We start from the raw sequence: 22,883 nt of genomic DNA, 5'->3' as shown, positions 1-22,883 counted from the left end.
CGAAGTGACTGGGGTGACGGGGTGATGGCGGTGAAGAAGGGAAGTCTGCGGCAGCAGGAGAACCGCGCCGGGCTGGCGATGATCTCGCCGACCCTGCTGGTGGTGCTGGCCGTGGTGGTGCTGCCGATGCTGTGGACGCTGGTGCTGGCCTTCCAGCGGATCCGGCTGATCAACGTCCGCGAGACCGGCCTGTTCGAGCGGTACACACTGCAGAACTTCGTCACCGTGTTCGGCTCGCCCGGGTTCTGGAGCTCGGTGGCGACCACGCTGGTCTACGCGATCGGTGGCACGGTGCTTTCGCTGGTGCTCGGCCTGGCCGCCGCGCTGGCCCTGCGCAAACCGTTCCGCGGCCGGGGTTTCCTGCGCGGGGCGATGTTGCTGCCGTACGTGGCGCCGGTGGTGGCGGTGGCCTTCGTCTGGGAGGTGATGCTCAGCCCGCAGTACGGCGTGGTCAACGAATGGGGCGCGCGGCTGTTCGGCTGGGACCGTCCCATCGCCTTCCTCACCCAGCGCGAGGCGACGATCTCCTTGCTGGGCATGGACATCCCGATCCCGGTCGCACTGCTCACGGTGATCGTCTTCGAGGGCTGGCGGTACTTCCCGTTCGCCTTCCTGTTCCTGCTCGCGCGGTTGCAGGCGATCCCCGGTGAGCTGGAGGAGGCGGCCAGGGTGGACGGCGCCACGCCGACCCAGCGGTTCCGGCACGTCGTGCTGCCGCAGCTGGCCGGGGTGATCGCGCTGCTCGCGATGCTGCGCTTCGTCATGAACTTCACCAAGTTCGACGACGTGTACCTGCTCACCGGCGGTGGCGCGGGCACGGACGTGGCCAGCGTGCGGGTCTACGACTTCATCACCGCGCGGTTCGACGTCGGCGCCGCCTCGGCGCAGGCGCTCGCGCTGGCCGCGGTGCTGCTCGTCTTCCTCGCGGTGTACCTGAAGTTCTTCGCCCCGAAACCGGAGGACAAGGCGTGAACCGGGATACCTTCGAGACCAGGCTGTTCCGCGTCCTGCGGTGGGTGGTGCTCGCCGGGCTCGCGCTGGCGACGCTGTTCCCCTTCTACTACATGGTCGTGCTCTCGATCCGGCCGATCGAGGACCTGCTGCGCGATCCGGGCGCGCTGTGGGTGAGCGTGTCGCAGTGGACCACCTCGACCTACGAAGAGGTGCTGTCCTCGGAGGACTCCGGCGGGCAGGGCATGCTCGGGCTGCTGGTGAACTCCGCGCTGGTCTCGCTCGGCACGGTGGTGCTGACGCTGCTGGTGTCCATTCCCGGCTCGTACGCGGTGGCCAGGCTGCGCTTCTTCGGGCACCGGCAGGTCCACTTCCTGTTCCTGGCGGTGTACCTGTTCCCGGCCATCCTGCTGGCCGTGCCGTTGTTCGTGTTGTTCACCAAGCTCGGCCTGCGTGATTCGCTGGTCGGGCTGACCGTGGTCTACGTGGCGCAGACCATCCCGGTGTCCATCTACATGCTGCGGAACTACCTGAGCACCATCCCGGAAAGCGTAGAGGAGGCCGCCGCGATCGACGGCTGCACGCGGGGGCAGGTGCTGCGGCGGGTCACCGTGCCGCTGGCCGCTCCGGCGATCATGGCCAACGCACTGTACGTTTTCATGATCGCGTGGAACGAGTTCCTGTTCGCCCTGCTGTTCCTGGTGGCCGACCGGGAGAAGTGGACGGTCTCGCTCGGCCTGGCGCAGCTCTCCGGCGGCATCGAGGTGCCGAAGACCGTGCTGATGGCCGGGTCGGTGGTGCTGACCATTCCGATCGTGCTGCTGTTCTACGCGGCGGAACGGATGCTGACCGAAGGGCTCACCAGCGGTGCTGACAAGGGATGACCGCTCGTCCGCCGGCCACCTGCTGTGGCTGGTGCGCACCGGCCGGGCGACCACCCGTGCCGAACTCCAGGAGCACACCGGGCTCGCGCGGTCCACGGTGGGCCAGCGCCTCGACGCGTTGCGCGCGGCCGGGTTCCTGCGCACCGGCGGGGTGGCCGGGTCGACCGGCGGGCGCCCGCCGCTGAAGCTGGAGTTCAACGACCGGCACGGGGTGGTGCTCACCGCCGATCTGGGCGCCATGCACGCCCGGCTCGGCGTGTTCGACCTGGCCGGCACGTCGCTGGCCGAATCGGTGACGCCGCTGCGGATCGCCGACGGCCCGGAGCCGGTGCTGGCCTGGGTGGAGGAGGAACTGACCGCGTTGCTGGCGCGGGCCGGGTTCGACCGGGCCGAGGTGCGCGGGATCGGGGTGAGCGTGCCGGGGCCGGTCGAGTTCGAGTCGGGCACCGTGCGGCAGCCGCCGATCATGCCCGGCTGGGACGGTTTCCCCATCTCACGCCACCTCGGCCGCCGCTTCGGCGTGCCGGTGGTGGTGGACAACGACGCCAACGCGATGGCCTTCGGTGAGCACATGAGCCGGTCGCCGGACTGCCCGTCGCTGGTGCTGGTGAAGGTGGCCACCGGGATCGGCGCGGGGCTGGTGCTCGGCGGCAGGCTGTACCGCGGCATCGACGGCGGGGCGGGCGACCTCGGGCACATCCGGGTGGACGCCTCGTCGACCGCGCGCTGCATGTGCGGGGCGCAGGGCTGCCTGGCGGCGCTGGCCAGCGGCGGGGCGCTCGCCGAACGGCTGAGCGCGGCGGGCGTGCCCGCGTCGTCCAGCCGGGAGTTCGTCGAGCGGGTGGCGGCCGGTTCGCCGGAGGCGGCCGCGCTGGCGCGCGAAGCCGGCCAGCTGGTGGGGGAGGTGCTGAGCACGGTGGTGTGCCTGGTCAACCCGCAGGTGCTGGTGCTGGCCGGTGACCTCGCCGAGACGCAGTTCGTGACCGGCGTGCGCGAGGTGCTCTACCAGCGCGCGCTGCCGAGGGCCACGCGGAACCTGAAGGTGGTGACCAGCGATCTCGGCGACCGGGCCGGGGTGCTGGGCCTGCGCGCGATGGTGGTCGAGTCGGTGTACTCACCCGAGGCGGTGGACCGCGCGCTGGGCGGTACCCACACCAGACAATAATAGGGAACCAAGCTGCGAAATAAACAACCTCACATAAACTTCTGCCCGTAGTCTCTTTTTTGACGCTATCGAGATTCGCTTGAGTCTTTCGAATCGGCGTGACGTTCGCGAGTGAAGCCGACAGGACGTTTCGGATAGTCTGCGTACATGCTTGAGTAGGGTGAATCGACTTCTCTGGTGAAGCGCAAGACTTCTGTACTGTTCTTGATGCGTGCAGTTGTCATCACGTACTGAGGATCGCTGCTTCCGGGTAAATGTAGCCATGAATAAGAATTTGGCAGATATATCGTGTGTTGATAGCCGCGACGATGCGAAAGTGTAATTCGCTGACGTGTCATTGCGTCGCCTTGGTAGTTGGCTAAAGTGTAAGTGAGGCGGCAGAGTCCATCTGCTTCTAGGGCCGTAAGCGCCTCGCGAATTGACTCAAGTGAGCTTCGCAAATGGTCCAGGTTGGCGTGCTCGCGTCGGGGGTGGTTTGTGGCGTTCCGCAATTCTGATGCATCGGCGGATATTAGAGACTTGCTAACTGTTCGAAGTCGGTTAGTGATGGATTTTTGTGCACCCTCGTCTAGGTCTAGAAATGGTATGCTGTGCTCAAAAGGAAAGACTTGATGTAACTCTGTCTTGTGCCATTGCGGATAGTGTGATAAAGGGCGTTTGTGCGAGGAAGCGTCCGCCGTATAGCCGTCTAGTTTTGCTGCAAGCCTCTCAAAGGATCGGCATAAGGCGTACATTCCAGGTTTTTCGTTGAAAACGACCGTCTGCTCGACGTTAGTGTGTCCTTCTGGTTCATTCAAGCTTGATAGAGACAAGGCTGAATCAATGTCTTCGCGAAATATGAAGGGTTTCTGGTTGCCGAAATGATCTGTAGTCAATGCCCAAGTTGCATAGGAAGCGCTGTCGTAAAGGGCGTTTTCGAGATGCTTCCAAAACTTATGACAGAGGGAGTCAAGGTCTTCGTAAAATTCGTCGGACGGGCTGAGCTCGGCCCTTCTTATCTTTAGCAGGATATCCTCATGTAATATAAACAGAGGGGCGTTTATGTCTGGAAACGTGTCGACTGGGTAGCCTAGTTTCCAGAGTATGGAGTCGACTATCTGCGCATCGGAGCTCATTGAAGAATCACTGAAGTTCAAGTATTCACTAGCAATAATGACGTTGCTGCGTCGCGCCAGGGTTAGTCGTTCAACTATGTCGCGCGGTTCTTCGGTTTGCAGGTGTCTTTGTAGTCTCCCATCGACGGATTCGTCAGCCTTTGCTCGAAGTTGCCAAAGGAGTTCGTCTCTGTCTGATTGTTCTTCGAGGTTGTACATCTTCTCGACTAATTGACGTAGTCTGAGGGGTGCTATCGGCGCGTTTTTCGACTGTAGGCGAATCCCAAGTCTGCTTAATTCGGCGAACACCTCGTAGGGTCCGTATGCGGTGTCATAGTTGACTACTGCAGTACGTACTTCGCCCTCTGGTGCCAAGATGTCACGATTCGAAATAAGCGCGTCGAGTGCACGTACAATATCGTCGTTTTTCAGAACACAGATTAGTTGTAACATTTGAGCGCGGCTCAAATTCTCCGCAATGTCTGAGCTCCTTCCTTTTGCTCCAAGGGTGTGTGTTACCTCTCTGAGGCGACCGCCGGTGTTGTCGAGTAGGTAGGAAAGCAGCTTACGTATCTCGTTATCTGTTAGCGCATCCCCGATGAGAACGATATATGGCTCTCCGTTTGATTCGGATGCCATCGAAGAATTGGCAGTAAAAGTATCAAAAAATGATATCCAGGACTCGAGTGAGCCGCCGTCGCGATCGAGCATGCGCGCTATCTTGCTGCGATGTTCATTGATAGGGGCGTCGTGGCCCGTCGACAGTGTTACATAGTGTGCATAAAGACATGAATGGTCTGAGCAGTACTGGAGCGGTATGGTGGTTCGTGGGAGTATGGACCTTGGCTGGTCGCTATTCAATAGCCCATAAGGTCCGCATACAAAGGTGCCAATCTGGAAAACTCCCTGAGGGATGTCACGAAGCAATTCGGCAGTTTCTTTTGTTGAGAGGGATCCTTTCTCTTGGTCATAGAGCCCGTTGAATTTGTCGTATAGCTCCCTTCCGAAGCGGAATGGGAATACTATCTCACGATTTTTTACCTGACTAGAGATGGCGGCTTTGAGTGCGTCAATGTTCGTGCGTTCGATGTCTATCAATGGTTCTGGGCCCAGCATTTCAAGTAGGCATAACAGGCGGGATTCTTGAAATGGTGCACCGTTCTTTCTGAGTTTTTCGGATATGCGCTCACCGTATGAAGTTAAAACTAGTGGTGTATGTAGCCCGTCCGGTACGCGGTACTTGTTTTCGATGATGCATCCGGATAGAAATGTCCGTAAAGAATTTAATTGAAGAACACGGGAGCGTTGTTCCTGGGTAGCGTAGTGCTCCAGGAGTTCCTGGGTGGACATCTGTGGCATTTGTACCCTCCGTGGTGGTGTCCACTACACTGTGTGCACTTCCTGTATGTGGAGGTCGCCTGCGGAGGGTTAAGGGTTACAGGTATCGCACGCTTGATTTGGTTACGATTGGTGTGTCCTGCGGGAGTCGAGATATGATCACTTGCGCGAGGCCGCTCGCACGGAACAGACTCACCCATGCCCAGTGCTTTCACGCCGGAGACCGCCGACGCCATCGCCCGTGCCCGCCGGCATTCGGTCGGTGACCTGCTGCGCCGCACCGCGCTGCGGTATCCGGACAAGCTCGCGGTGGTGTCCGGCGAGAAGCGGGTGAGCTTCGCCGAGTTCGACGCCGCGGTGAACCGGTGCGCGCACACGATCGCCGCGCGCGGGCTGGTCAAGGGCGACCGGCTGGCGCTGCTGAGCCGCAACTGCTGGGAGTTCGCGGTGCTGGTGTTCGCCACCGCGAAGCTCGGGGTGGTGCTCGTTCCGGTGAACTTCATGCTGGGCGCGGAGGAGGTCGCCTACATCCTCCGGCACGCCGGGGTCAGCGGGATGGTCGCCGAAGGTTCGCTGGTCGGCACCGCGAACCACGCGCTGGCGCTGGCCGAACTCGACGACGTGCCGCGCGCCCGCATCTCCGGCGGCGCGCACGACGAGCCCGGCTGGGAGGAGGTCACCGACTGGATCGACGAGCCCGGTGACGTCAGCGCGCCGGACGTGCTGGTCGCCGACGACGACCCGCTGCGCCTGATGTACACCTCGGGCACCGAGTCGCGGCCGAAGGGCGTGATGCTGTCGAGCCGGTCGCTGCTGGCGCAGTACGTCTCGTGCGCGATCGACGGCAGTATGAGCGCCGACGACATCGAGGTGCACTCGCTGCCGCTGTACCACTGCGCGCAGCTGGACTGCTTCTTCTCCGTCGACGTCTATCTCGGCGCGACCAGCGTGATCCTGCCCGGCCCGGACCCGGCCGCGCTGCTGGCCGCGGTCGAACGCGAGGGCGCGACGAAGCTGTTCGCGCCGCCGACGGTGTGGATTTCCCTGCTGCGGCACGAGAACTTCGACCGCACCGACCTGTCGAGCCTGCGCAAGGGTTACTACGGCGCGTCGCCGATGCCGGTGGAGGTGCTGCGCGAGCTGCGGGAGCGGCTGCCCGAGGTGGAGTTCTGGAACTTCTACGGGCAGACCGAGATGGCGCCGCTGGCCACCATCCTGCGCCCGCACGAGCAGTTGCCGAAGGCCGGTTCGGCCGGGCGGCCGTCGATCAACGTGGAGACCGCGATCGTGGACGAGCAGGACAATCCGCTGCCGCCGGGCCAGGTCGGCGAGATCGTGCACCGCAGTCCACACGCGACACTGGGCTACTACGAGGACGAGGAGAAGACCGCGGCGGCCTTCCGCGGCGGCTGGTTCCACTCCGGTGACCTCGGCGTGCTCGACGAGGACGGCTATCTGTCCGTTGTGGACCGGAAGAAGGACATGATCAAGACCGGTGGCGAGAACGTGGCCAGCCGGGAGGTCGAGGAGGCGGTGTACCTGCTCGACGGGGTGGCCGAGGTGGCCGTGTTCGGCATCAGCCACCCGCACTGGATCGAGGCGGTGACGGCGGTGGTGGTGCCGCGTGAGGGCGCGGCGCTGACCGAGGAGCAGGTGCTCGCGCACGTCCGTGGGCGGCTGGCCGGGTACAAGTGCCCGAAGTACGTGGTGTTCGCCGACGCGCTGCCGAAGAACCCGAGCGGCAAGATCCTCAAGCGTGAACTGCGCGAGCGGCACGCCGCCCTGGCTCAGGGCGCCTGACCCGAGGTCAGCTTCCTGGTCTGCTCCCGCAGGATTTCCACGGTGCGCGTGACGTAGTCCGCGATGGCGCGCTGCTCGGCTTCGCCGTAGCCGCTGATCAGATCCTCCATCGCGCTGCCCAGCCCGGAGAACGCGCGCCCGAACACCCGCGCGGCGTCGCCGTCGGTGCTGATCACCACGCGCCGCCGGTCCTCGGGATCGGGTTCGCGGCGCACCAGCCCGGCCCGCTCCAGCCGGTCGACCATGCCGGTGACCGCGCCCGGGGTCAGGCCGATCTCCTTCGCCAGCGCGCCCGCCGACATCGGGCCCAGCTTCCCGATCAGCGCGTAGGCGCGCTGGTCCACCGCGCTCACCCCGAGATGCGCGCCGATGGCCTCGTGGAAGGCGACCACGGCGGTGCTCAGCTCACGTCCCAGCTCCGCACCGTTCACGCCGGTCACTTTAGCAGGGGAGATATTTCTGTATAGTGAACTAAAATACTTTCGAGGGAGACAACATGCGTGCGGAACTGGGGTTGGCGCTGCGGGTACCGGCTTGGACCTGGCGGTTCTACCTGCGGCACCTGCCGCTGGTGGCGGGGTTGTCGCTGATCCCGTCGGTCCAGCGGTTGCTGGTGGTCGGCGGCGGCATGCCGGACGGGCTGGTCGCGGCCTCCGAGGTGCTGGTCGGGGTGGTGCGGCTGGGACTGGTCGTGGTGGTCGGCTGGCTGGCCTTCAGAGGGACCCGCCCCTTGTTCTCGAACGCGCGTGCCTTCGTCCGCGAGCACTGGCGGAGCCTCGTGGTGCAGGGCTTGCTGTTGTCGGTGGCGTTCGCGGTGTTCGACCTGTTCGCCGAGCAGGTGATCGCCGGGCTGCTGCCGGAATCGGCGCGCCAGGACTACCTCGCCTGGCTGCTGTTCCTGAAGAACCCGACGATCATCGCGCTGACGTTCATCTGGTGGATCGGCCTGGTGCGGCAGGTGTTCTGCACCGAACCTTCGACGGTGGCCGCGTAGGCTCCGAGCGTGCCGAGACGAACGGTTCAGGCCGTGCTGGTGGTACTGGTGGTCGTCGCTTTGGGGGCGCTACTGGCGATGGTGAACCGCGACGACGATGCGCAGCCTTCCGCGGCGTCCGCCGAGGTGACGTGGGCCGCCGAGGTGACCGGTGTGCGGCCCGGCGCCGACGCGGCCAGCGTGGTCATCGGGGTGAGCGTCCCGGACTGCGCCGGTGAACCGCGCGTGGAGATGCTCACCGAGGAAAACGACACGGTCTACGCGAATGTGGTGGTCTCCGGGCGAGGGGACTGCGCCGGGCGGAAGGCGGCGGAGGTGGTACTGCGCACGCCCGGCCCGCTCGGTGCGCGTCCGCTGATGCTGAACTCGATGGACGTGTGGGGCCCGTCGGGCGGCGGGTACGCGCGGTGCGACGAGCAGCTGGGCTGCTTGCCGCCGGAGGATCACTGCGCCGAGGCGTGGATCGACAAGACGGTGTACGGGATGGACGTGCCGGTCAAGCGCCTGCACGGCGTTCGCGACGTGCGGGGGTGCGACGGCGACTGGCTCGTTCTCGACATCGACCGTTCGGCCGGCGACTGCCCGCCCGCCGAGGGCGCGTCGCCGTGCACCGCGGGCGGCCAGGCGTCACGCGTGTTCTTCGAATGGCGGGACGGCTGGTCGAGTTTCGCCGGTTCCCGGCAGGCCGGCTGCGCCGACGCGCACGCCGTGCGGCCGGAGTTCCCGGCGGCGCTGTGCGCTTCACTCGGGGCGCCCTGACGTCCTCGGGCCGAAAATGTCGTACCCGCGAGGCAGCATCGTGGGCATGGCGGATTCGGACGATTTGGTGGCCTTGGTCAGCTCGGCGGACGCGCGGCTGGAGACCGCCGTGAAGTGGGGCCGCCTCACCTTCACCCTCGGCGGCGACTGGCACCACTGGCTCTGCGCCGTCGCCACGCCGAAGAGCGGTACGCGCCTGGTTTTCCACAAGGGCGCCCTGCTCGACGACCCAGCCGGCCTGCTCGGGGGCGCGGGCCGGTACATCCGCGAAATCCCGGCCGGGATCGCACTGGACCACCCGGAGGAGGTGCGCGCACTGGTCCGCTCGGCCGTCGACCACCAGACGGACCTACTGGACTAGGCATTGCCCGGCGAACTCGCCCGGCCCACGCGGGGGGCACGATGTCACGCGGGCACCGGCGCTGACGCACGCACTACTCATCAGTGAGGCCGGGGCCGTCGTCGTGGGACTTCCAGCACGGCGTGCGTTCGCTTCCCTGGCGTCGTTGCCGGAGGTGCGGAGCGGCGCCTGTTGCGCATCACCGCCGTCCCGGATCAGCCGGTCATCGGCAGGTGGAAGGTGTGCACGGTGTCGTAGCGGCGGCCGGTGGCGATGCGCACCTCGCCGGTTTTCTGCCCGTAGACCACCGACCACTGCGTGTGCCCCTGCCGCACCTGGGCGAGCAGGTCCATCGCCTGGTCCGGGCCGAGCCGTCCGGCGGAGGCGGTGAGGGCGCGGCTCGCGGTGGCGTAGCGCGGGTCGGCCTGCCGGGTGGGTTCGCCGGTGCCGGTCAGCTCGAAGTTGACCAGCGCCTGCCACGGGCCTTGCTGCCGGTGCACCACCATGACCCCGTCGACGAACTCGATCACCGCGGCCTGCCCGCCCGCGTCGGCGACCAGGTAGTGCAGCGGCGGCCCGGCGGTGAAGTCGAGGTTGTACCGCTCGAACACGGCGAGCGCCTCGTCCACGGTGGCCGCCTCGTCCAGTACCAGCCGCATGATGCGGATGCCACCGGCTGAGCCGCGGTCGGCGTGCCGGGTGGGCTCGGCGCTGGGCGTGGTCGCCATGCCGATGGTCAGGCCCTTCGCATTCATCCCGTCGTAGGGCAGCAGCGGCGCGTTGAGCAGGGCCTGCCTGCCCGCCTCGGTGGCGAAGTCGACCTCGCGGGTCAGGCCGAGGTTGGACGTGTCGACCAGGGAGACCGAGGCGTAGCCGTCCGGGGGAGCGGTGAACAGCAGCAACGCGGGCTGCTGCGGGTAGTCGAAGTTGCGCGCGAACAGCGGGTTCGCCGGGTCGCCGTGCGCGGTGAACAGCGAGCAGCCGAACTCCGGCTGCTTCGCCGCCATGCCGGTGTAGCGGTCGTAGCCACCGTGGAAGGTCATCGTCCAGAGCGGGTGGTCGTCGATCCGGCGCAGGCTGGCCAGCGTCACGGCCGCGTCGGATGGTCCCGGCGGCGCCGCGGGAGCACCGGGCGCGGGCTGGCACGCGGCCAGGGGCAGGGCCAGCGCCAGTGCCACTACCAGGGCGAACGTGGTGCGGATCACCCGCTCATCCTCGCCGCGCCGGGGGCCGCCCGGATACCGCCGATCGGCGGTCCGACCTGCGGGCTCAAGGCCCTATCCGGGTGGTGAACAGGACGGATGAAACACTTCCGGGGTGATCCTCGGATACGTGTTCGCCGTGCTGGCGGCGGTGGCGTCGGGTAGCGGATCGATCCTGGCGTCGATCGGCATCCGGCGCGCGGGTGCGTACGCCGGCCGGTCACGGGACCTGATCGGCGTCGGCAGGCAGCCGTTCTACTGGCTCGGCCTCGGCGTCGACGTGCTCGGCTTCCTGTTCGCCGCGGCCGCCCTGCACCGGCTGCCGCTGTTCCTGGTGCAATCGGTGCTCGCCTTCAGCGTGGGCGTCACCGCCATCATCTCGGCCCTGCTCGGCACCCGGCTCGCGGGGGCGGGCTGGGGTTCGCTGGGGCTCGGCGCGCTCGGCCTGGTCCTGCTCGGGATCTCGGCCGACCCCGGACCGGGCAAGGTGCTGGACACCGGCTGGCGGTGGGCACTGGCCGCGATGGTGGTCCCGGTGCTGGCCATCGCCGTCTACGCGCGCCGCCGCACCGGCTTCTGGGCGGCGCCCATGCTGGCCTTCGGCGCCGGGCTGGGTTACAGCTTCGTCGGCATCGCCGCGCGGACCCTGCACATCCCGGACTCGATCTGGCCGATCCTCTTCGAGCCGACGGCGTGGGCCATCCCGCTGAACGGCATCGCGGCCGCGGTGCTGTTCGCGATGGCGCTGCAGAAGAGCGGCGCGACCGCGGTCACCGCGATCATGTTCACCACGAACTCGGCGCTGTCCTCCCTGATCGGCCTGGTCTACCTGGAGGACGGCGTGCGCGCGGGCTTCGAAGGCGCCGCCGTGGCCGGGTTCGTCTTCGCCATCGCGGGCGCCATCGGTGCCGCGCACTACGCCGCGATCGCGCGCCAGCCCGCCAAGGCGACGACCTAGGTCTGCGTATAACGCCCTATACGCTCGCGCTCAGGCCCAGCCGCTGGAGTTCCCATCGGGCCAGTTCGGCGAGGACGTCGGGGTCCCGTTCCCGCCAGCCCTCGGTCACCTCACCGGCGGCGGCCAGGCGCGGCAGGGGCTGGGTCACCAGCGCTCGCAGGGCAAGCAGGTCGCGGCCACCGGTGCCGAGACTACGCAGGCGCGCGCCCGCGGTGGCCTTGCGGACGTACCGCACGCGCAGCGGCAGCCAGGTCACCAGCAGGAACAGCACCGGCATGGCGATCAGCACCGCCGCCAGCCACCACGCCAGATCGGTCACCGCCTCCACCTGCCACTGACCGGCCTCGGCCAGCCGGGTGCCCGCGTCGGAGCCGGTGTGCAGCGCGCCCGCCAGCGCCTCGCCGACCAGCGGGATGTCGTCGGCGTTGTCGGCGGCCGAGTCGAAGGTGCCACGCAGGCCGCCGCCCGCGCTGATCAGCCCGTCACCGGGCGCGCGCAGGCGCATGACCTGCGTGTGCACCTCGGTCGCCAGCCAGATCGCGAACCCGGTCAGTGACACCGCGAACAGATCGCTGAGCACCTGGAAGACCCAGCGGAACGGCCGATCGGCGTAGAGCTTCATGCGGGAACACCTCGCTGCGGCGGAAACGGTGGGGGATGGGGAGTTACCCCCGCCGCCGGAAACCGAATCCTCGCCGTGCGCGAGAATGCGGCGATGGGGACCCCGGAGAAGCACCTGGTGTACTGCTGGATCGAACGCGACGGCGAGGTGCTGTTCCTCCGCCGCTCGGAAGGCACCTTCCACGGCGGTCGCTGGGAGCTGCCCGGTGGCACGGTCGAACCGGGGGAGCCGCTGGAGGAAGCCGCCGTTCGCGAGGCCGCCGAGGAGACCGGACTGGCCGTGCGCGTCATCGGCGAGCGCAGCCGGCACAGCTGGATGGACGTCACCGGCCGCGATCTCCGTGTGCACGCCCGGATCTACACGGCCGCCGACGGTGCCGGGGACGTGGTGCTCAATCCCCAGGAGCACCAGGGCTACGCCTGGCTCGCACCCGCGCGTGCCGCCGAGCTGGACCTGCTCCCGCACGTGCGGGAGACGCTTACTCCATGAGCTTTTCGGGGGTCCGGGGGTCGTCCCCCGAGCGGACGACGCTGAGCATCGCGATGCCGTGGTCCGCGCGGGTTTCCTGGGCCAGGTAACCGATCCGGCGCGCGGTCTCGCGTGCGAGCCGGTGGTGGCGCAGTGCCGCGTCCGGATCACCGGTCGCGCGGCAGGCGGCGCCGAGGCTGTTCTCCGCCATGGTGAGCATCAACGGATGGTTCAGCCAGGTCAGGATTTCGCCCGCCCGTCCGGCCTGTTCCCTTGCCCGCGCGGGAAGATCCGCCGCGAGCAGGACTTCGGCGTGGTCGATGCGGCTCCACGCCTCGCCGAACGCGTAACCGAGGTCGACCGCTTCCCGTACCGACCGCTCGGCCAGCGACAACGCCTCCTCGGAGCGCCCCAGCCGCGCGAGCACCACCGCCTCCTGCGCGGTGCTGAGCACGGCACCGCGGTCGTCACCGATGCACCGCCGGATCTCGGTGGCGCGACGGGCGCAGGCGAGCGCGTTGTCGAGGTCGCCGAGCATTTCCTCGTTGTGGCTGGTGTTCGCCAGGATCAGGCTGGTCAGCGCCTTGTCGTCGACAGCCAGCGACAACGCGTCCTGGTAGCAGGCACGGGCCTGGTCGTAGCGGCTGAACATGCCGTGCAGGGCGCCCAGCCGGCTCAGCGCGCTCGCGCGGTCGATGGCCGACCGCGCCACTCGCAGCCGTTCTTCGGCGCACGCCATGGCTTCGCCCAGTTCACCGGATTCCCAATGGGCGTCGGCGAGATAACCGAGGCTGCGCTGGACCGCCTCCGGGTCGCCGACCCGGCAGGCCGCGGTGTGGCCCGCCCGCGCCACGGCAAGGAACTCGTCGCGACGGCCGCGTTGCTGCAGGTGTTCCGTGGCGTGCTCGGCGATCCGCCACGCATGGTCGTACCGGGCACGAGCCAGCGCGTGCTCGGTGACGGCGGCCAGATTCCGATCTTCCGCCGCGTACCAGCGTTCGTCGCCGCCTTCGCGGTAGTAGTCGAGCAGTCGATCGAGTGCGACGGCGGCTTCATCGGGGTCCGCGAGCCCGCGCGCGTGCTCGGCGAGCAGGTCGTGGAACCGATATCCACCACGATCGTGCGTGAGCAGGTGCGCGTCGAGCAGGTCCTCCATCAGGTGTTCGGCGTCCCTGGTGGACAGTTCGGCCAACGCGGCCGCGGCACCGACGGTGAGCAAGGTGCCCGGATGTCCGCCCAGCAGCCGGAACATTCGCCGCTGGGGCTCGGTCAAGTCCTGATAGGACAGTTCGAAAGCGGCGGCCACGTCACGACTTCCCGCGCGCAGTTCCGACAGCCGGTCGTGTGCGGAACCCAGCCGCTCGGCCAGTTCCTGGGCTGTCCACTGCGGACGGTGACGCAGTCGCGCGGCGGCGATCCGGATGGCCAGCGGCAGGAAACCGCACCGCTGGGCCACTCCGGCGTCCCGGCGCCCGGAAACCGCGGTGAACAGTTCCGACGCGGCCGCGGGCGGCAGGAGGTCCAGCGAGACCGGCACCGCGCCGTCCAGTGCCGTGAGGTATCGGCGGCTGGTGGCCAGTACCGCCACTGTGCCGGTGCCCGGCAGCAACGGCCGCACCTGCTCCTCGCCCGCCGCGTTGTCCAGCAGTACCAGCAACTTCCGGCCCGCCGTGCGTGCACGCCACAACGCCGCGCGGGCTTCGAGTCCGTCGGGGTGCCGGTTCGCGGGCACGCCCAGTTGGACCAGCAACGCCTCCAGCGCGGCTTCCGGGCTGAGCGGGGAGCGGCCGGGCGTGTAGCCGTGCAGATCGACGAAGAGCTGCCCGTCGCCGAACGCCGGTGCGGCCAAGTGCGCCGCGCGCACGGCGAGCGCGGTCTTCCCGACGCCCGCCATGCCGTCGACCACCACCGGTGCGCCTTCGGGCAGCAGGGTCACCAGCCGCTGGACCTCCTCCTCGCGACCGGTGAAGTCCGGTAGGTCGAAGGGCAGGTAGCAGGGCCCGGTGTGATCCTCCGGCGGATCGCGAAGCGCTTCCTCGTGCAGCGCCCGCAGCTTCGGCCCCGGCTCGACGCCGAGTTCGTCCACCAGCCGACGCCGGGTCGACTGGTACACGCGCAACGCGTCGGCCTGTCGCCCGTTCTGCGTCAAGGCACGCATCAGCAGTCCGGCGAAGCCCTCGCGCAACGGGTGCTCGGCGACGAGCGCGGTCAGCTCGGCCACCACATCGCCGCCCTCGTCCAGTTCCGCGGCCAGGCAAAGCTCCATAGTGGACAATCGTCGCTCGTCCAGCCTGGCCACCGCGCCGTCGAGCGCGGCGCTGCCGACCCCGGCCAGCGCCGGGCCGCGCCAGCACGCCAGCGCGTCGCGGTACTCACCGCGTTCGGCGTGCGCTTCGAATTCGCGGAGGTCGAGCGCGGGCGGGCGCAGCACGAACCCCGGGCCTTCGGCGGTGAGCACATCCTCGGCGAATCCCGCGTCGAGCAGAGCGCGGCGCAGCGCGGTGGTCACGTTGCGGACCTGCCTGGTCGCGGTCGCGGGCGGCTCGCCATCCCACACCACGTCGACCAGCCGCTCGACCGGCACCACGCGGCCGGCGTCGAGCAGCAACGCGGCCAGGATGCGTTCCTGGCGCGGCCCGGCCGGTGGCACGGACCGGCCTCCGGCGCACACACGCACCGGCCCCAGCATGCGAAACCCCAGCGACTCCATCGTTGTGCCAGCTAACCAGCTCGCCGGGGGCGATGCACGCGTGATGCGCAGGTGATGCGCGGCCCCGGCAGGCTCAGCGCATCGAAGCCGGAAGACGGAGGGCAAAATGCGCAAATGGGTGTCCGCGGTGCTGGCGACCGCGGCCGTGGGGGCGGTGGCGGGAGTCGCCTCGACGGCGGCGACCGCGTCGGCCACCGACGAGCAGGCGGCGAACCGGGCCTGCCAGCGGGAGTTCGACCACGCCGTGTGGGAGGACATGGACAGCTTCAACAAGCGGGACGAGGCCAGGTACCGGGCGATCATCCACCGCGACATGGTCACCGTCGGCCGCAAGGGCCAGCTGTTCATCGGCTACGACGCGAACGTCGACCCGGTGATCGAGTCGTTCAAGCTGCCCTACGAGTGGTCGATGCCGTGGACGGTGACGCACACCGTGGTCAACGGCTGCAAATCCGGCTTCGCGATTCTCGACGCCTACTACAAGGTGCCGTCGCAGAACGTCAACCGGCACTACACGATCAGCCTGACCTTGGTGAAGGAACGCGGGAAGTGGCAGGTCATCAAGGACACGGTGACCGACGTCCTGCCGTGATCAGAGGCTGAAGTCGCCGAGCAGGCTGGCCAGCATCAGGTTGGCGAAGTGGTGGCCGACCTGCTCACCGCTGAGCGGCCCGTCGTGGTGGTACCACTGGCCCAGCCGGTGGATGGCGCCGAAGTGGTACTGCACCACGACGTCGGCGGGCACGTCGGTGCGGAACAGGCCCGCGCGCTGGCCCTCGGCGACCAGCTCGCGGACCCGTTCGTGGTACCGGCGGCGTTCCGCGCGGACCTGGGCCACCTTGTGCTGGGGCAGCAGGTGCATCGACTGGAAGAAGACCACCGCCTCGTCCAGGTGGGCGATGCTGGTGGCGACCACGTCCACCACGATCGCGTGGATGCGCTGCGGGAGGGGGAGGTCGGACGCGGCGATGGTCTCCATCCGCTGCGTCTGCACCCGCAGCATCCGCGAGTAGATCTCGTTGAGCAGGTCGTCCTTCGAGTCGAAGTAGTGGTACAGCCCGCCCTTGGTCACCCCGGCCGCGAGCACGATCTCGCGGACCGAGGTGCCCTCGAAGCCCTTCTGCGCGAACAGGGTGGTCGCGGCGCGGAGCACCCTGTCGCGCACCGTGGAACCGGTGCCCGATTCGGCGGTGGTGCCGGTCATGCCGGGGCTCCTTTCCACGGGTCGTAGCTGATCACATGCTAGCTGGTACCACCGAACAGGTTGATTTCCTGCGGGGTTTTGCGCTGCAGGTTCGCCGGCGTGATCGGCCCGCTCTCCCGGTCGGTCACCATCGGCGGCTGGATCTCCGTGGTGGTGGTGTCCGGATTGATCTTGAACACGAAAGCGCCGGTGTACCCGGAGTGCGACTGCCGCGTGTATCCGAAGGGGGTCAGGCCGGGGCCTTCCAGCGCACCGGAGCTCATCGCGTCGACGAGCTTCTGCCTGGTGAGGTCCCGGCCCGCCGCCTTGAGCGCCTGGGCGAAGGTGAACGCCTGCACCATGCCGAAGATGACGGTGTTGGTCAGCTGCTCGTTCGGGATGTACTTCTGGTGCACCTCGCGCAGCAGCTTGATCCACGGGTCGTCGGCGCGGCTGACGTCGGGCAGGTAGCCGGTGCCGACCAGGCCGTTGAGCAGCTGCGGGGCGGAGACCTCGGTACCGCCGCGCTTGCCGAACTCCTGCAGCAGCCCGGTCAGCGTGGCCGGGTCCGCGCCGATGCTGCTGACCACGAACTGGGCGCGGTAGCCGAGCTTCGCCGAGTTCAGAATGGACAGTGCGGTGAAGGCGGGCACGCAGGAGCAGACGATGACCTCGGCACCGGCGTCGCGCAGCGTGGAGATCTGCGGCACCACGTCGGTGTTGGCCGGGTCGTAACCCTGCCGCGCCACCACCTGGTCGGCGATGAACTGGTCGAGGCCCTTCTGCGAGTCGCGGCCCACGTCGTCGTTCTGGTACATCAGGCCGACCTTCTTGCCTGCCAGGTTCTTCTTGATCCAGTCGCCCTGGATCTTGCCCTCGCGGGTGTAGTCGACCTGGTAGCCGAAGGTCATCGGGCTCTTGGCCGGGTCGTCCCACATCAGCGCGCCGGAGGAGACCAGCAGATCGGGCACCTTCTCGGTGTTGAGGAACTCGATCACCTTCGAGTGCGTCGGCGTGCCGAGCCCGCCGAGCAATGCGAACACCTGGTCCTGCAGGACGAGCTTCTTGACCACCTCGACCGTGCGCGTCGGGTTGTAACCGTCGTCCTCGACGCGGTACTCGATCTTGCGGCCGTTCACCCCGCCGTTCTCGTTGATGTAGTCGAACATCGCCCTGGCCCCGACCGAGATCCGGCTGTAGCCCGGTGCCGCGGGCCCGGTCAGCGGCTGGTGCGTGCCGATCAGCACGCTGGTGTCGGTGACGCCGGGCGCGGCACCGGCGTCGGCGGTGTCGCCGGTCTGCTGTTCACCCGCCCCGCTGCAGGAGGCCAGGGTCAGTGCCGCGGCGAGCGTCGCCGCGACCACCGTCGTTCTGTTCATCGAGAACCTTCTTCCGTGCGTCGGAGGCGGGACAAACGAGTCCGCAATGCCCGGACTCCACCCTGGATTCCTTGGGGGAAAGCGAGAACAACCACGATCAGCACCACGCCGTACACCGCGAGCGGCAGGTTGTTCGCGATGTCGGTGCCGAGGTCCAGCGCGTGCGTCAGGTCCTCCGACCACGCCTGGAAGTAGACCAGCGCGAGCGCGCCCCACAGCGCGCCCCACATGCTGCCGATGCCGCCGAGCACCATGGCCGCGAGCAGGCTCAGCGAGAGCACCGGGGTGAACGAACCCGGTGCGGCGGTGCCGAGCAGGAAGGCCTGCAGCCCACCGGCCAGCCCGCCGCAGATCGCGCTGAGCACGAAGGCCAGGATCTTCGTCCGTCCGATGTGGATTCCGGCCAGTTCGGCGGAGACCTCGTCGTCGCGCACCGCGCGCAGCGTGCGGCCGAACCGCGAGCGGGTCAGGTTCGCCAGCACCACCAGTGCCAGCAACACTGTGGTCCAGACCACCCAGGCCTGCCACTGCGGGGTGGGAATCGTGCCCGCCAGTGCCGCCGGTCTGCTGTTCACCGTGAACGCCAGCCCGTTGCTGCCGCCGAGCAGGTCGGGGAAGCGCTGGGTCACCGCGGGCAGGCCGACCGCGAGCGCGAGCGTGGCCCCGGCCAGGTACGGCCCGTGCAACCGGGCGGCGGCGGCCCCGGCGAGCGTGCCCGCCACGCCGCTCGCCGCGGCGGCCAGCAGCAGGTCCGCCCAGAACGGCAGGCTCGGTACGTGCAGCACCAGCAGTGCCACGGTGTAGGCGCCGATGAACATGAAGGCGCCGTGCCCGAGCGAGACCTGCCCGTTGAACCCGGTGAGCAGGGTCAGCCCGGCCACCGCGATCAGGTAGTAACCGACGGTGGCCAGCCGGACGTTGGTGAACGGGTCGACCACGAAGGTCAGCCCGACGATCACGGCCAGCGCGGCCAGCGCCAGCAGCAGGTGCCGGATCAGCGGCGGCAGCCCGGCCGAGGTGCGCGCGGGGGCCTGCGCGCCGGGGGTGAGCCGGTCACGCAGCGCGGTGGACTTCGCGGGCATGGGTCAGACCCTCCTGGCGACGGCGCGGCCGAACAGGCCGTTCGGGCGGAGTGCCAGTACCAGCACCAGGATCGCCAGCGCGGCGATGGTGACCAGTTCCGGCCCGAGGTAACCGGACACATAGGACAGTCCGATGCCGACGGCGAAGCCGCCGAGCACGGTGCCAGCCGGATTGTCCAGCCCGCCGATCACCGCGGCGGTCAGCGCGTAGACAAAAACCCCGTCGAGCACGGTGGGGAACAGGAACGGCGGGGTGGCCAGCAAACCGGCGAGCGCGCCGACGGTGGCCGCGAGCGCCCAGCCGACGGTGAGCATCAGCCCGACCCGGACACCGAGCATCCGGGCGACCTCCGGCTTGAACGCCGCCGCCCGCAACCGCAGGCCGAGCGAGGTGAACCGGAACAGCACCAGGATGCCCGCCGCGGTGCCCAGCACCACCAGCACGGTGAACAGGTTCGACGAGGAGAACAGGCCGCGGAAGTCGAAGGCGTACGGGAAGGACTGCGGCTCGTTGGTCCAGATCATCCCGGACACCGCCTGCAGCACCATGAGCAGGCCGAGGGTGACGATCACCGGGCTCAGTTCGGTGCGGTTGCGCAGAGGCCGGATCAGCAGCCGCTCGGTGAGCGCGCCCAGTATCGCCCCGGCGACCAGCGCCACCGCGAAGGCCAGCCAGTAGCTGCCGGTCGCCTTGTTCACCGAATAGGCGAGATAGGTGGAGATCAGCGCCAGCGCGGGCTGCGCGAAGTTGATCACCCGGGTGGCCCGGTAGATGATCACCAGCGACAGCCCCAGCGCGGCGTAGACGGCGCCGGTGGCGACACCGTTCACGGTCAGGGCCAGGAAACCGTTCATCGACTGCGGTTCCGTTCGGTCGGGGTCAGAAGCCGAGATAGGCGTGACGGAGCTGGTCGTCGGCCAGCAGGTCCTCGGCGCGATCGGTGGCGACCACCCGGCCGAGGGAGAGCACGAACCCGTGGTCCGCCACGGAAAGCGCGCTGCGCGCGTTCTGCTCGACCAGCAGCACGGTCAGCCCGGTGGCCGCGCGCAGGTCCTCGATCACCTGCAGGATGCGCAGGGTGACCAGCGGGGCCAGGCCGAGCGACGGCTCGTCCAGCAGCAGCAGGCGTGGCCTGCCCATCAGCGCGCGGCCGATGGCCAGCATCTGCCGTTCGCCACCGGAAAGCGTGGCCGCGAGCTTGCCCCGGCGTTCGGCCAGCGGCGGGAACAGATCGAGCACTTCACGCAGGGCGGCCGCGCGGTCGGCGCGGTCGCGGCGCCAGAGCGCGCCGAGGCGCAGGTTCTCCTCGACGGTCAGCTCGGTGATCACGCCGCCGCTTTCCGGTACGTGGACCAGTCCGCTGCGGGTGAGGCGGTCGGCGGGCCAGCCGGTGACGTCGGTGCCGTTGAAGCGCACCCGCCCGCTGTCCGGGGCGACCAGGCCGCCGATGGTGCGCAGCAGGGTTGTCTTGCCCGCGCCGTTCGCGCCGAGCACCGCGGTGATCGCGCCGTCCTTTGTGGACAGGCTGACCTCGTCCAGTGCGCGGACCGCGCCGTAGCTGGTGACCAGCTCGTCGACCTCAAGCACGGCGCGCCTCCGTGTTCTCGCTGGTGTCGGCGCCCAGATAAGCCTCGGTCACCAAGGGGTCCGCGCGGACCTCGGCGGGGGTACCGGCGGCGATCACTTCGCCGAAGTTGAGTACCACGATGTGGTCGCACACCCGCATCACCAGATCCATGTGGTGCTCGACGACAACCACCGAGGTGGTGTCGGTGAACTGGCGGATGCGGCCGGCCAGCTCGTCGATCTCGCCCGAGGACAGCCCGCTCGCCGGTTCGTCGAGCAGCAGCATCGCCGGTTCGGCGACCAGTGCCCGCGCCAGCGCGACGCGTTTCTGCACGCCGTAGGGCAGCATGCGGGGGATCGCCTTGGCGTACTGGTCGACGCCGAGTTCGCGCAGCACGTTCATCGCCCTGTCGGTGAGCGCGGCTTCGTCGCGCGCGGCCTTGCGCGTGCCGAAGATGTTGGCGAAACCCTGTGCCCTGGCGTGCTTTTGCGCGCCCGCCATGACGTTCTCCAGCACGGTGAGCCCGGCGAACAGGCCCAGCCCCTGCAGCGTGCGCGCGATGCCGAGACCCGCGAGTTCGCGGGGATCGTGGCTGCGCAGGCGTTCGCCGCGCCAGTGCAGTTCGCCTTGCTGCGGCCGGACGAACCCGCAGATCACGTTGAACAGCGTGGTTTTGCCGGCCCCGTTGGGCCCGATCACGCCGACGACCGTTCCCGGCGGTACCTCCATGGTGACTTCGTGGAGTGCGACCAGGCCGCCGAACCGCACGGTGATCCGGTCGAGCTCCAGCAGCGGTGAGGGGGAAGCGATCGTCATTGGTCTCCTCCACGACGTGGGTTCCCAACATGTGGAACGCCCGATACCGCGCGGTCGGTATGACGCGAAACTATGCGGAACCGGGCATCGGCATGTCAACCCCTCGGGTCCGGGTCGTGACCGGAGCGTGCCGTGACGATCAGCTGAACTGGGGCAGTGCCTAGGGGCGGGGGCCCACCTCCCTGGTGCCCTCGCGGACCAGGATCGCTTGCACGGGGCAGGAATCCGCGGCGTCGAGAATGACCTCGTCCGGTTCCACCTCGCTGGTGATCGGTTCCGCGTGTTCTGTTTCCAGTTCGAAATATTCCGGCGCGAGCGCCGCGCACATGCCGGAGGCGATGCAATCGGCGCCCGAAACCTCGATGTGCCAGGTCATCGCGACCTCACCAGCCGATCGGCATCGTGCGCGGGCCTCGCACGATCATCTGGCTCTTCCACACGATGTCCCCGGCCGGGTGCAGTCCGGGGAGTCGGGAGATCAGTGCGCCCAGTGCCTCCTGCAGTTCGAGCCGCGCGAGCTGCGCGCCGAGGCAGTGGTGCACACCGTGCCCGAAACCCAGGTGCTGCCCGACTTCCCGGTCGATGCGCAACTCGTCGGGCGTGCCGAAGCGGAGCCGATCCCGGTTGGCCGCGCCGACTGCGACCAGCACCGGCTCGCCCGCCCGGACCATTACTCCGCCGACCTCCACGTCTTCGGTGGCATAACGGGGAAAAGCCGCCCCGGCGCCGAGCGGGACGTACCGCAGCAATTCCTCGACGGCGTTGTCCAGCAGGTCCGGGTTCGACCGCAGTTTCGCCAGTTCGCCGGGATTTTCACACAGCACGTAAACGAAGTTCGGGATCTGCGAAGCGGTGGTTTCGTGCCCGGCCACCAGAATCCCGACGCACAGGTCGACCAGTTCCAGCTCCGACAGCCGGTCGCGGACGTCACGGGCCTCGATCAGCGCGGTCATCAGGTCGTCGGCGGGCTCGGCCCGGTGCAGCTCGATCAGCCCGGCCATGTATTCGCGGATCTCGGCCTGGTTCTGGTCGAACTGCTCCAGGGTGAGCCCGGCGGTGGACAGCAGCCGGTCGCTCCAGACCCGGAAGCGCGGCCGGTCCGCGGTCGGCACACCGAGCAGTTCGCAGATGACGGCGACCGGGATCGGCAGCGCGTAGTGCTCCACCAGGTCGACCGGCGGGCCCATCGCCTCCATCTCGTCCAGCAGCGAGTGGGCCAGTTCGCGGACGCGTGGCCGCAGCGACTCGACGCGGTGCTTGGTGAACGCCTTCGCCACCAGGGTGCGCAGACGGGTGTGGTCCGGCGGGTCCATCGCGAGCATGCCGTTGGTGCGCCGGGCGGGTGAACTGCGCGGCTCGTCGTGGAATTCCCCCGCGGCCCGGCTGAAGCGGCGGTCACCGAGCACCAGTCGCGCATCGGCGTACCGCGTGGCCAGCCAGGCGGGTTCGCCGTAGGGAAGTTTCACCCGCAGCATGCCGTCGCGTTCACGGGCCTCGGTGTAGGCGCTGTCGAGGTCGAGGCCGTCGGTCTGGTTGAAGGGGTAGGCGACGGGTTCGAGGCTGGTCATGC

23 protein-coding genes are annotated in these 22,883 nt (G+C 68.2%); 10 read left to right on the top strand and 13 right to left on the bottom strand.

Annotated features, from left to right (window positions below):
* The first annotated feature begins 30 nt into the window (after positions 1-30).
* The 3 genes from YIM_RS28405 to YIM_RS28395 are packed head-to-tail and all read left to right on the top strand — an operon-like array spanning position 31 to position 3,000.
* Entirely contained in the window at positions 31-972 is a 942-nt protein-coding gene (locus YIM_RS28405; RefSeq protein ID WP_228004067.1) for a carbohydrate ABC transporter permease, read from the top strand.
* Entirely contained in the window at positions 969-1,835 is an 867-nt protein-coding gene (locus YIM_RS28400) for a carbohydrate ABC transporter permease (protein ID WP_153033241.1), read from the top strand. The genes YIM_RS28405 and YIM_RS28400 overlap by 4 nt, the downstream gene beginning before the upstream one ends.
* Positions 1,819-3,000, top strand: coding sequence for an ROK family protein (locus tag YIM_RS28395; RefSeq protein ID WP_228004066.1), 1,182 nt, complete (start codon positions 1,819-1,821; stop codon positions 2,998-3,000). The genes YIM_RS28400 and YIM_RS28395 overlap by 17 nt, the downstream gene beginning before the upstream one ends.
* Before the next feature lie 65 nt (positions 3,001-3,065).
* On the opposite strand, the gene YIM_RS28390 is transcribed toward YIM_RS28395, so the two are convergent.
* Positions 3,066-5,444, bottom strand: coding sequence for a hypothetical protein (locus YIM_RS28390; protein WP_153033240.1), 2,379 nt, complete (start codon positions 5,442-5,444; stop codon positions 3,066-3,068).
* Positions 5,445-5,630: 186 nt separating this feature from the next.
* On the opposite strand from YIM_RS28390, the gene YIM_RS28385 reads away from it, so the two are divergent.
* Positions 5,631-7,232: an acyl-CoA synthetase gene (locus YIM_RS28385; protein ID WP_153033239.1), complete on the top strand. Its 1,602-nt coding sequence runs from the start codon at positions 5,631-5,633 to the stop codon at positions 7,230-7,232.
* On the opposite strand, the gene YIM_RS28380 is transcribed toward YIM_RS28385, so the two are convergent.
* Positions 7,220-7,663, bottom strand: a complete 444-nt coding sequence (locus YIM_RS28380) for a MarR family winged helix-turn-helix transcriptional regulator (RefSeq protein WP_153033238.1) — start codon at positions 7,661-7,663, stop codon at positions 7,220-7,222. The two genes, YIM_RS28385 and YIM_RS28380, sit on opposite strands and share 13 nt — an antisense overlap.
* Before the next feature lie 65 nt (positions 7,664-7,728).
* On the opposite strand from YIM_RS28380, the gene YIM_RS28375 reads away from it, so the two are divergent.
* Genes YIM_RS28375 through YIM_RS28365 form a run of 3 tightly spaced genes read left to right on the top strand, consistent with a single transcriptional unit; the run spans position 7,729 to position 9,346 of the window.
* Positions 7,729-8,226, top strand: coding sequence for a hypothetical protein (locus YIM_RS28375; RefSeq protein ID WP_153033237.1), 498 nt, complete (start codon positions 7,729-7,731; stop codon positions 8,224-8,226).
* Between the two features lie 9 nt (positions 8,227-8,235).
* A complete protein-coding gene (locus tag YIM_RS28370; protein ID WP_153033236.1) occupies positions 8,236-8,985 on the top strand; it encodes a hypothetical protein in 750 nt (249 codons plus the stop codon).
* A gap of 46 nt (positions 8,986-9,031) precedes the next feature.
* Positions 9,032-9,346, top strand: coding sequence for a DUF1801 domain-containing protein (locus YIM_RS28365; protein WP_194239779.1), 315 nt, complete (start codon positions 9,032-9,034; stop codon positions 9,344-9,346).
* A 194-nt stretch (positions 9,347-9,540) separates the two neighbouring features.
* Here YIM_RS28365 and YIM_RS28360 read toward each other — a convergent pair whose 3' ends face one another.
* Positions 9,541-10,530, bottom strand: a complete 990-nt coding sequence (locus YIM_RS28360) for a linear amide C-N hydrolase (protein WP_228004065.1) — start codon at positions 10,528-10,530, stop codon at positions 9,541-9,543.
* Between the two features lie 112 nt (positions 10,531-10,642).
* On the opposite strand from YIM_RS28360, the gene YIM_RS28355 reads away from it, so the two are divergent.
* A complete protein-coding gene (locus YIM_RS28355) occupies positions 10,643-11,485 on the top strand; it encodes a hypothetical protein (protein ID WP_153033234.1) in 843 nt (280 codons plus the stop codon).
* A 16-nt stretch (positions 11,486-11,501) separates the two neighbouring features.
* Here YIM_RS28355 and YIM_RS28350 read toward each other — a convergent pair whose 3' ends face one another.
* Positions 11,502-12,107: a hypothetical protein gene (locus YIM_RS28350; RefSeq protein ID WP_153033233.1), complete on the bottom strand. Its 606-nt coding sequence runs from the start codon at positions 12,105-12,107 to the stop codon at positions 11,502-11,504.
* A gap of 93 nt (positions 12,108-12,200) precedes the next feature.
* Between YIM_RS28350 and YIM_RS28345 the strand changes: the two genes are divergently transcribed.
* On the top strand, positions 12,201-12,596 hold the full coding sequence (locus YIM_RS28345) for an NUDIX domain-containing protein (protein WP_153033232.1): 396 nt from the start codon (positions 12,201-12,203) through the stop codon (positions 12,594-12,596).
* Here YIM_RS28345 and YIM_RS28340 read toward each other — a convergent pair.
* Positions 12,586-15,252: a BTAD domain-containing putative transcriptional regulator gene (locus YIM_RS28340; RefSeq protein WP_370468892.1), complete on the bottom strand. Its 2,667-nt coding sequence runs from the start codon at positions 15,250-15,252 to the stop codon at positions 12,586-12,588. The two genes, YIM_RS28345 and YIM_RS28340, sit on opposite strands and share 11 nt — an antisense overlap.
* Positions 15,253-15,391: 139 nt before the next feature.
* On the opposite strand from YIM_RS28340, the gene YIM_RS28335 reads away from it, so the two are divergent.
* Complete coding sequence (locus tag YIM_RS28335) at positions 15,392-15,877, top strand: hypothetical protein (protein WP_153033231.1); 486 nt, start codon at positions 15,392-15,394, stop codon at positions 15,875-15,877.
* Here YIM_RS28335 and YIM_RS28330 read toward each other — a convergent pair whose 3' ends face one another.
* The 8 genes from YIM_RS28330 to YIM_RS28295 form a co-directional block, all read right to left on the bottom strand.
* Positions 15,878-16,489, bottom strand: coding sequence for a TetR/AcrR family transcriptional regulator (locus YIM_RS28330; protein ID WP_153033230.1), 612 nt, complete (start codon positions 16,487-16,489; stop codon positions 15,878-15,880). It lies immediately after the preceding gene.
* Positions 16,490-16,527: 38 nt separating this feature from the next.
* On the bottom strand, positions 16,528-17,847 hold the full coding sequence (locus YIM_RS28325) for an ABC transporter substrate-binding protein (protein WP_153033229.1): 1,320 nt from the start codon (positions 17,845-17,847) through the stop codon (positions 16,528-16,530).
* Positions 17,844-18,929 (bottom strand): branched-chain amino acid ABC transporter permease, encoded by a 1,086-nt coding sequence (locus YIM_RS28320; protein WP_153033228.1) that lies wholly within the window; start codon positions 18,927-18,929, stop codon positions 17,844-17,846. Before YIM_RS28320 ends, YIM_RS28325 begins: the two co-directional genes overlap by 4 nt.
* A 3-nt stretch (positions 18,930-18,932) precedes the next feature.
* Complete coding sequence (locus tag YIM_RS28315; RefSeq protein ID WP_153033227.1) at positions 18,933-19,784, bottom strand: branched-chain amino acid ABC transporter permease; 852 nt, start codon at positions 19,782-19,784, stop codon at positions 18,933-18,935.
* A gap of 25 nt (positions 19,785-19,809) precedes the next feature.
* Entirely contained in the window at positions 19,810-20,517 is a 708-nt protein-coding gene (locus YIM_RS28310; RefSeq protein ID WP_153033226.1) for an ABC transporter ATP-binding protein, read from the bottom strand.
* Positions 20,510-21,313, bottom strand: coding sequence for an ABC transporter ATP-binding protein (locus YIM_RS28305; protein ID WP_153033225.1), 804 nt, complete (start codon positions 21,311-21,313; stop codon positions 20,510-20,512). The genes YIM_RS28310 and YIM_RS28305 overlap by 8 nt, the downstream gene beginning before the upstream one ends.
* A gap of 160 nt (positions 21,314-21,473) precedes the next feature.
* Positions 21,474-21,689, bottom strand: coding sequence for a ferredoxin (locus tag YIM_RS28300; protein ID WP_153033224.1), 216 nt, complete (start codon positions 21,687-21,689; stop codon positions 21,474-21,476).
* Between the two features lie 7 nt (positions 21,690-21,696).
* The gene (locus tag YIM_RS28295; RefSeq protein WP_153033223.1) at positions 21,697-22,881 is read right to left on the bottom strand and encodes a cytochrome P450; all 1,185 of its coding nucleotides are present in this window, start codon (positions 22,879-22,881) and stop codon (positions 21,697-21,699) included.
* Positions 22,882-22,883 lie beyond the last annotated feature (2 nt).

The organism is Amycolatopsis sp. YIM 10 (assembly GCF_009429145.1).
In the GTDB taxonomy this organism is placed as follows: Bacteria; Actinomycetota; Actinomycetes; order Mycobacteriales; family Pseudonocardiaceae; genus Amycolatopsis.
This window is presented reverse-complemented; position numbering and strand designations above follow the sequence as displayed.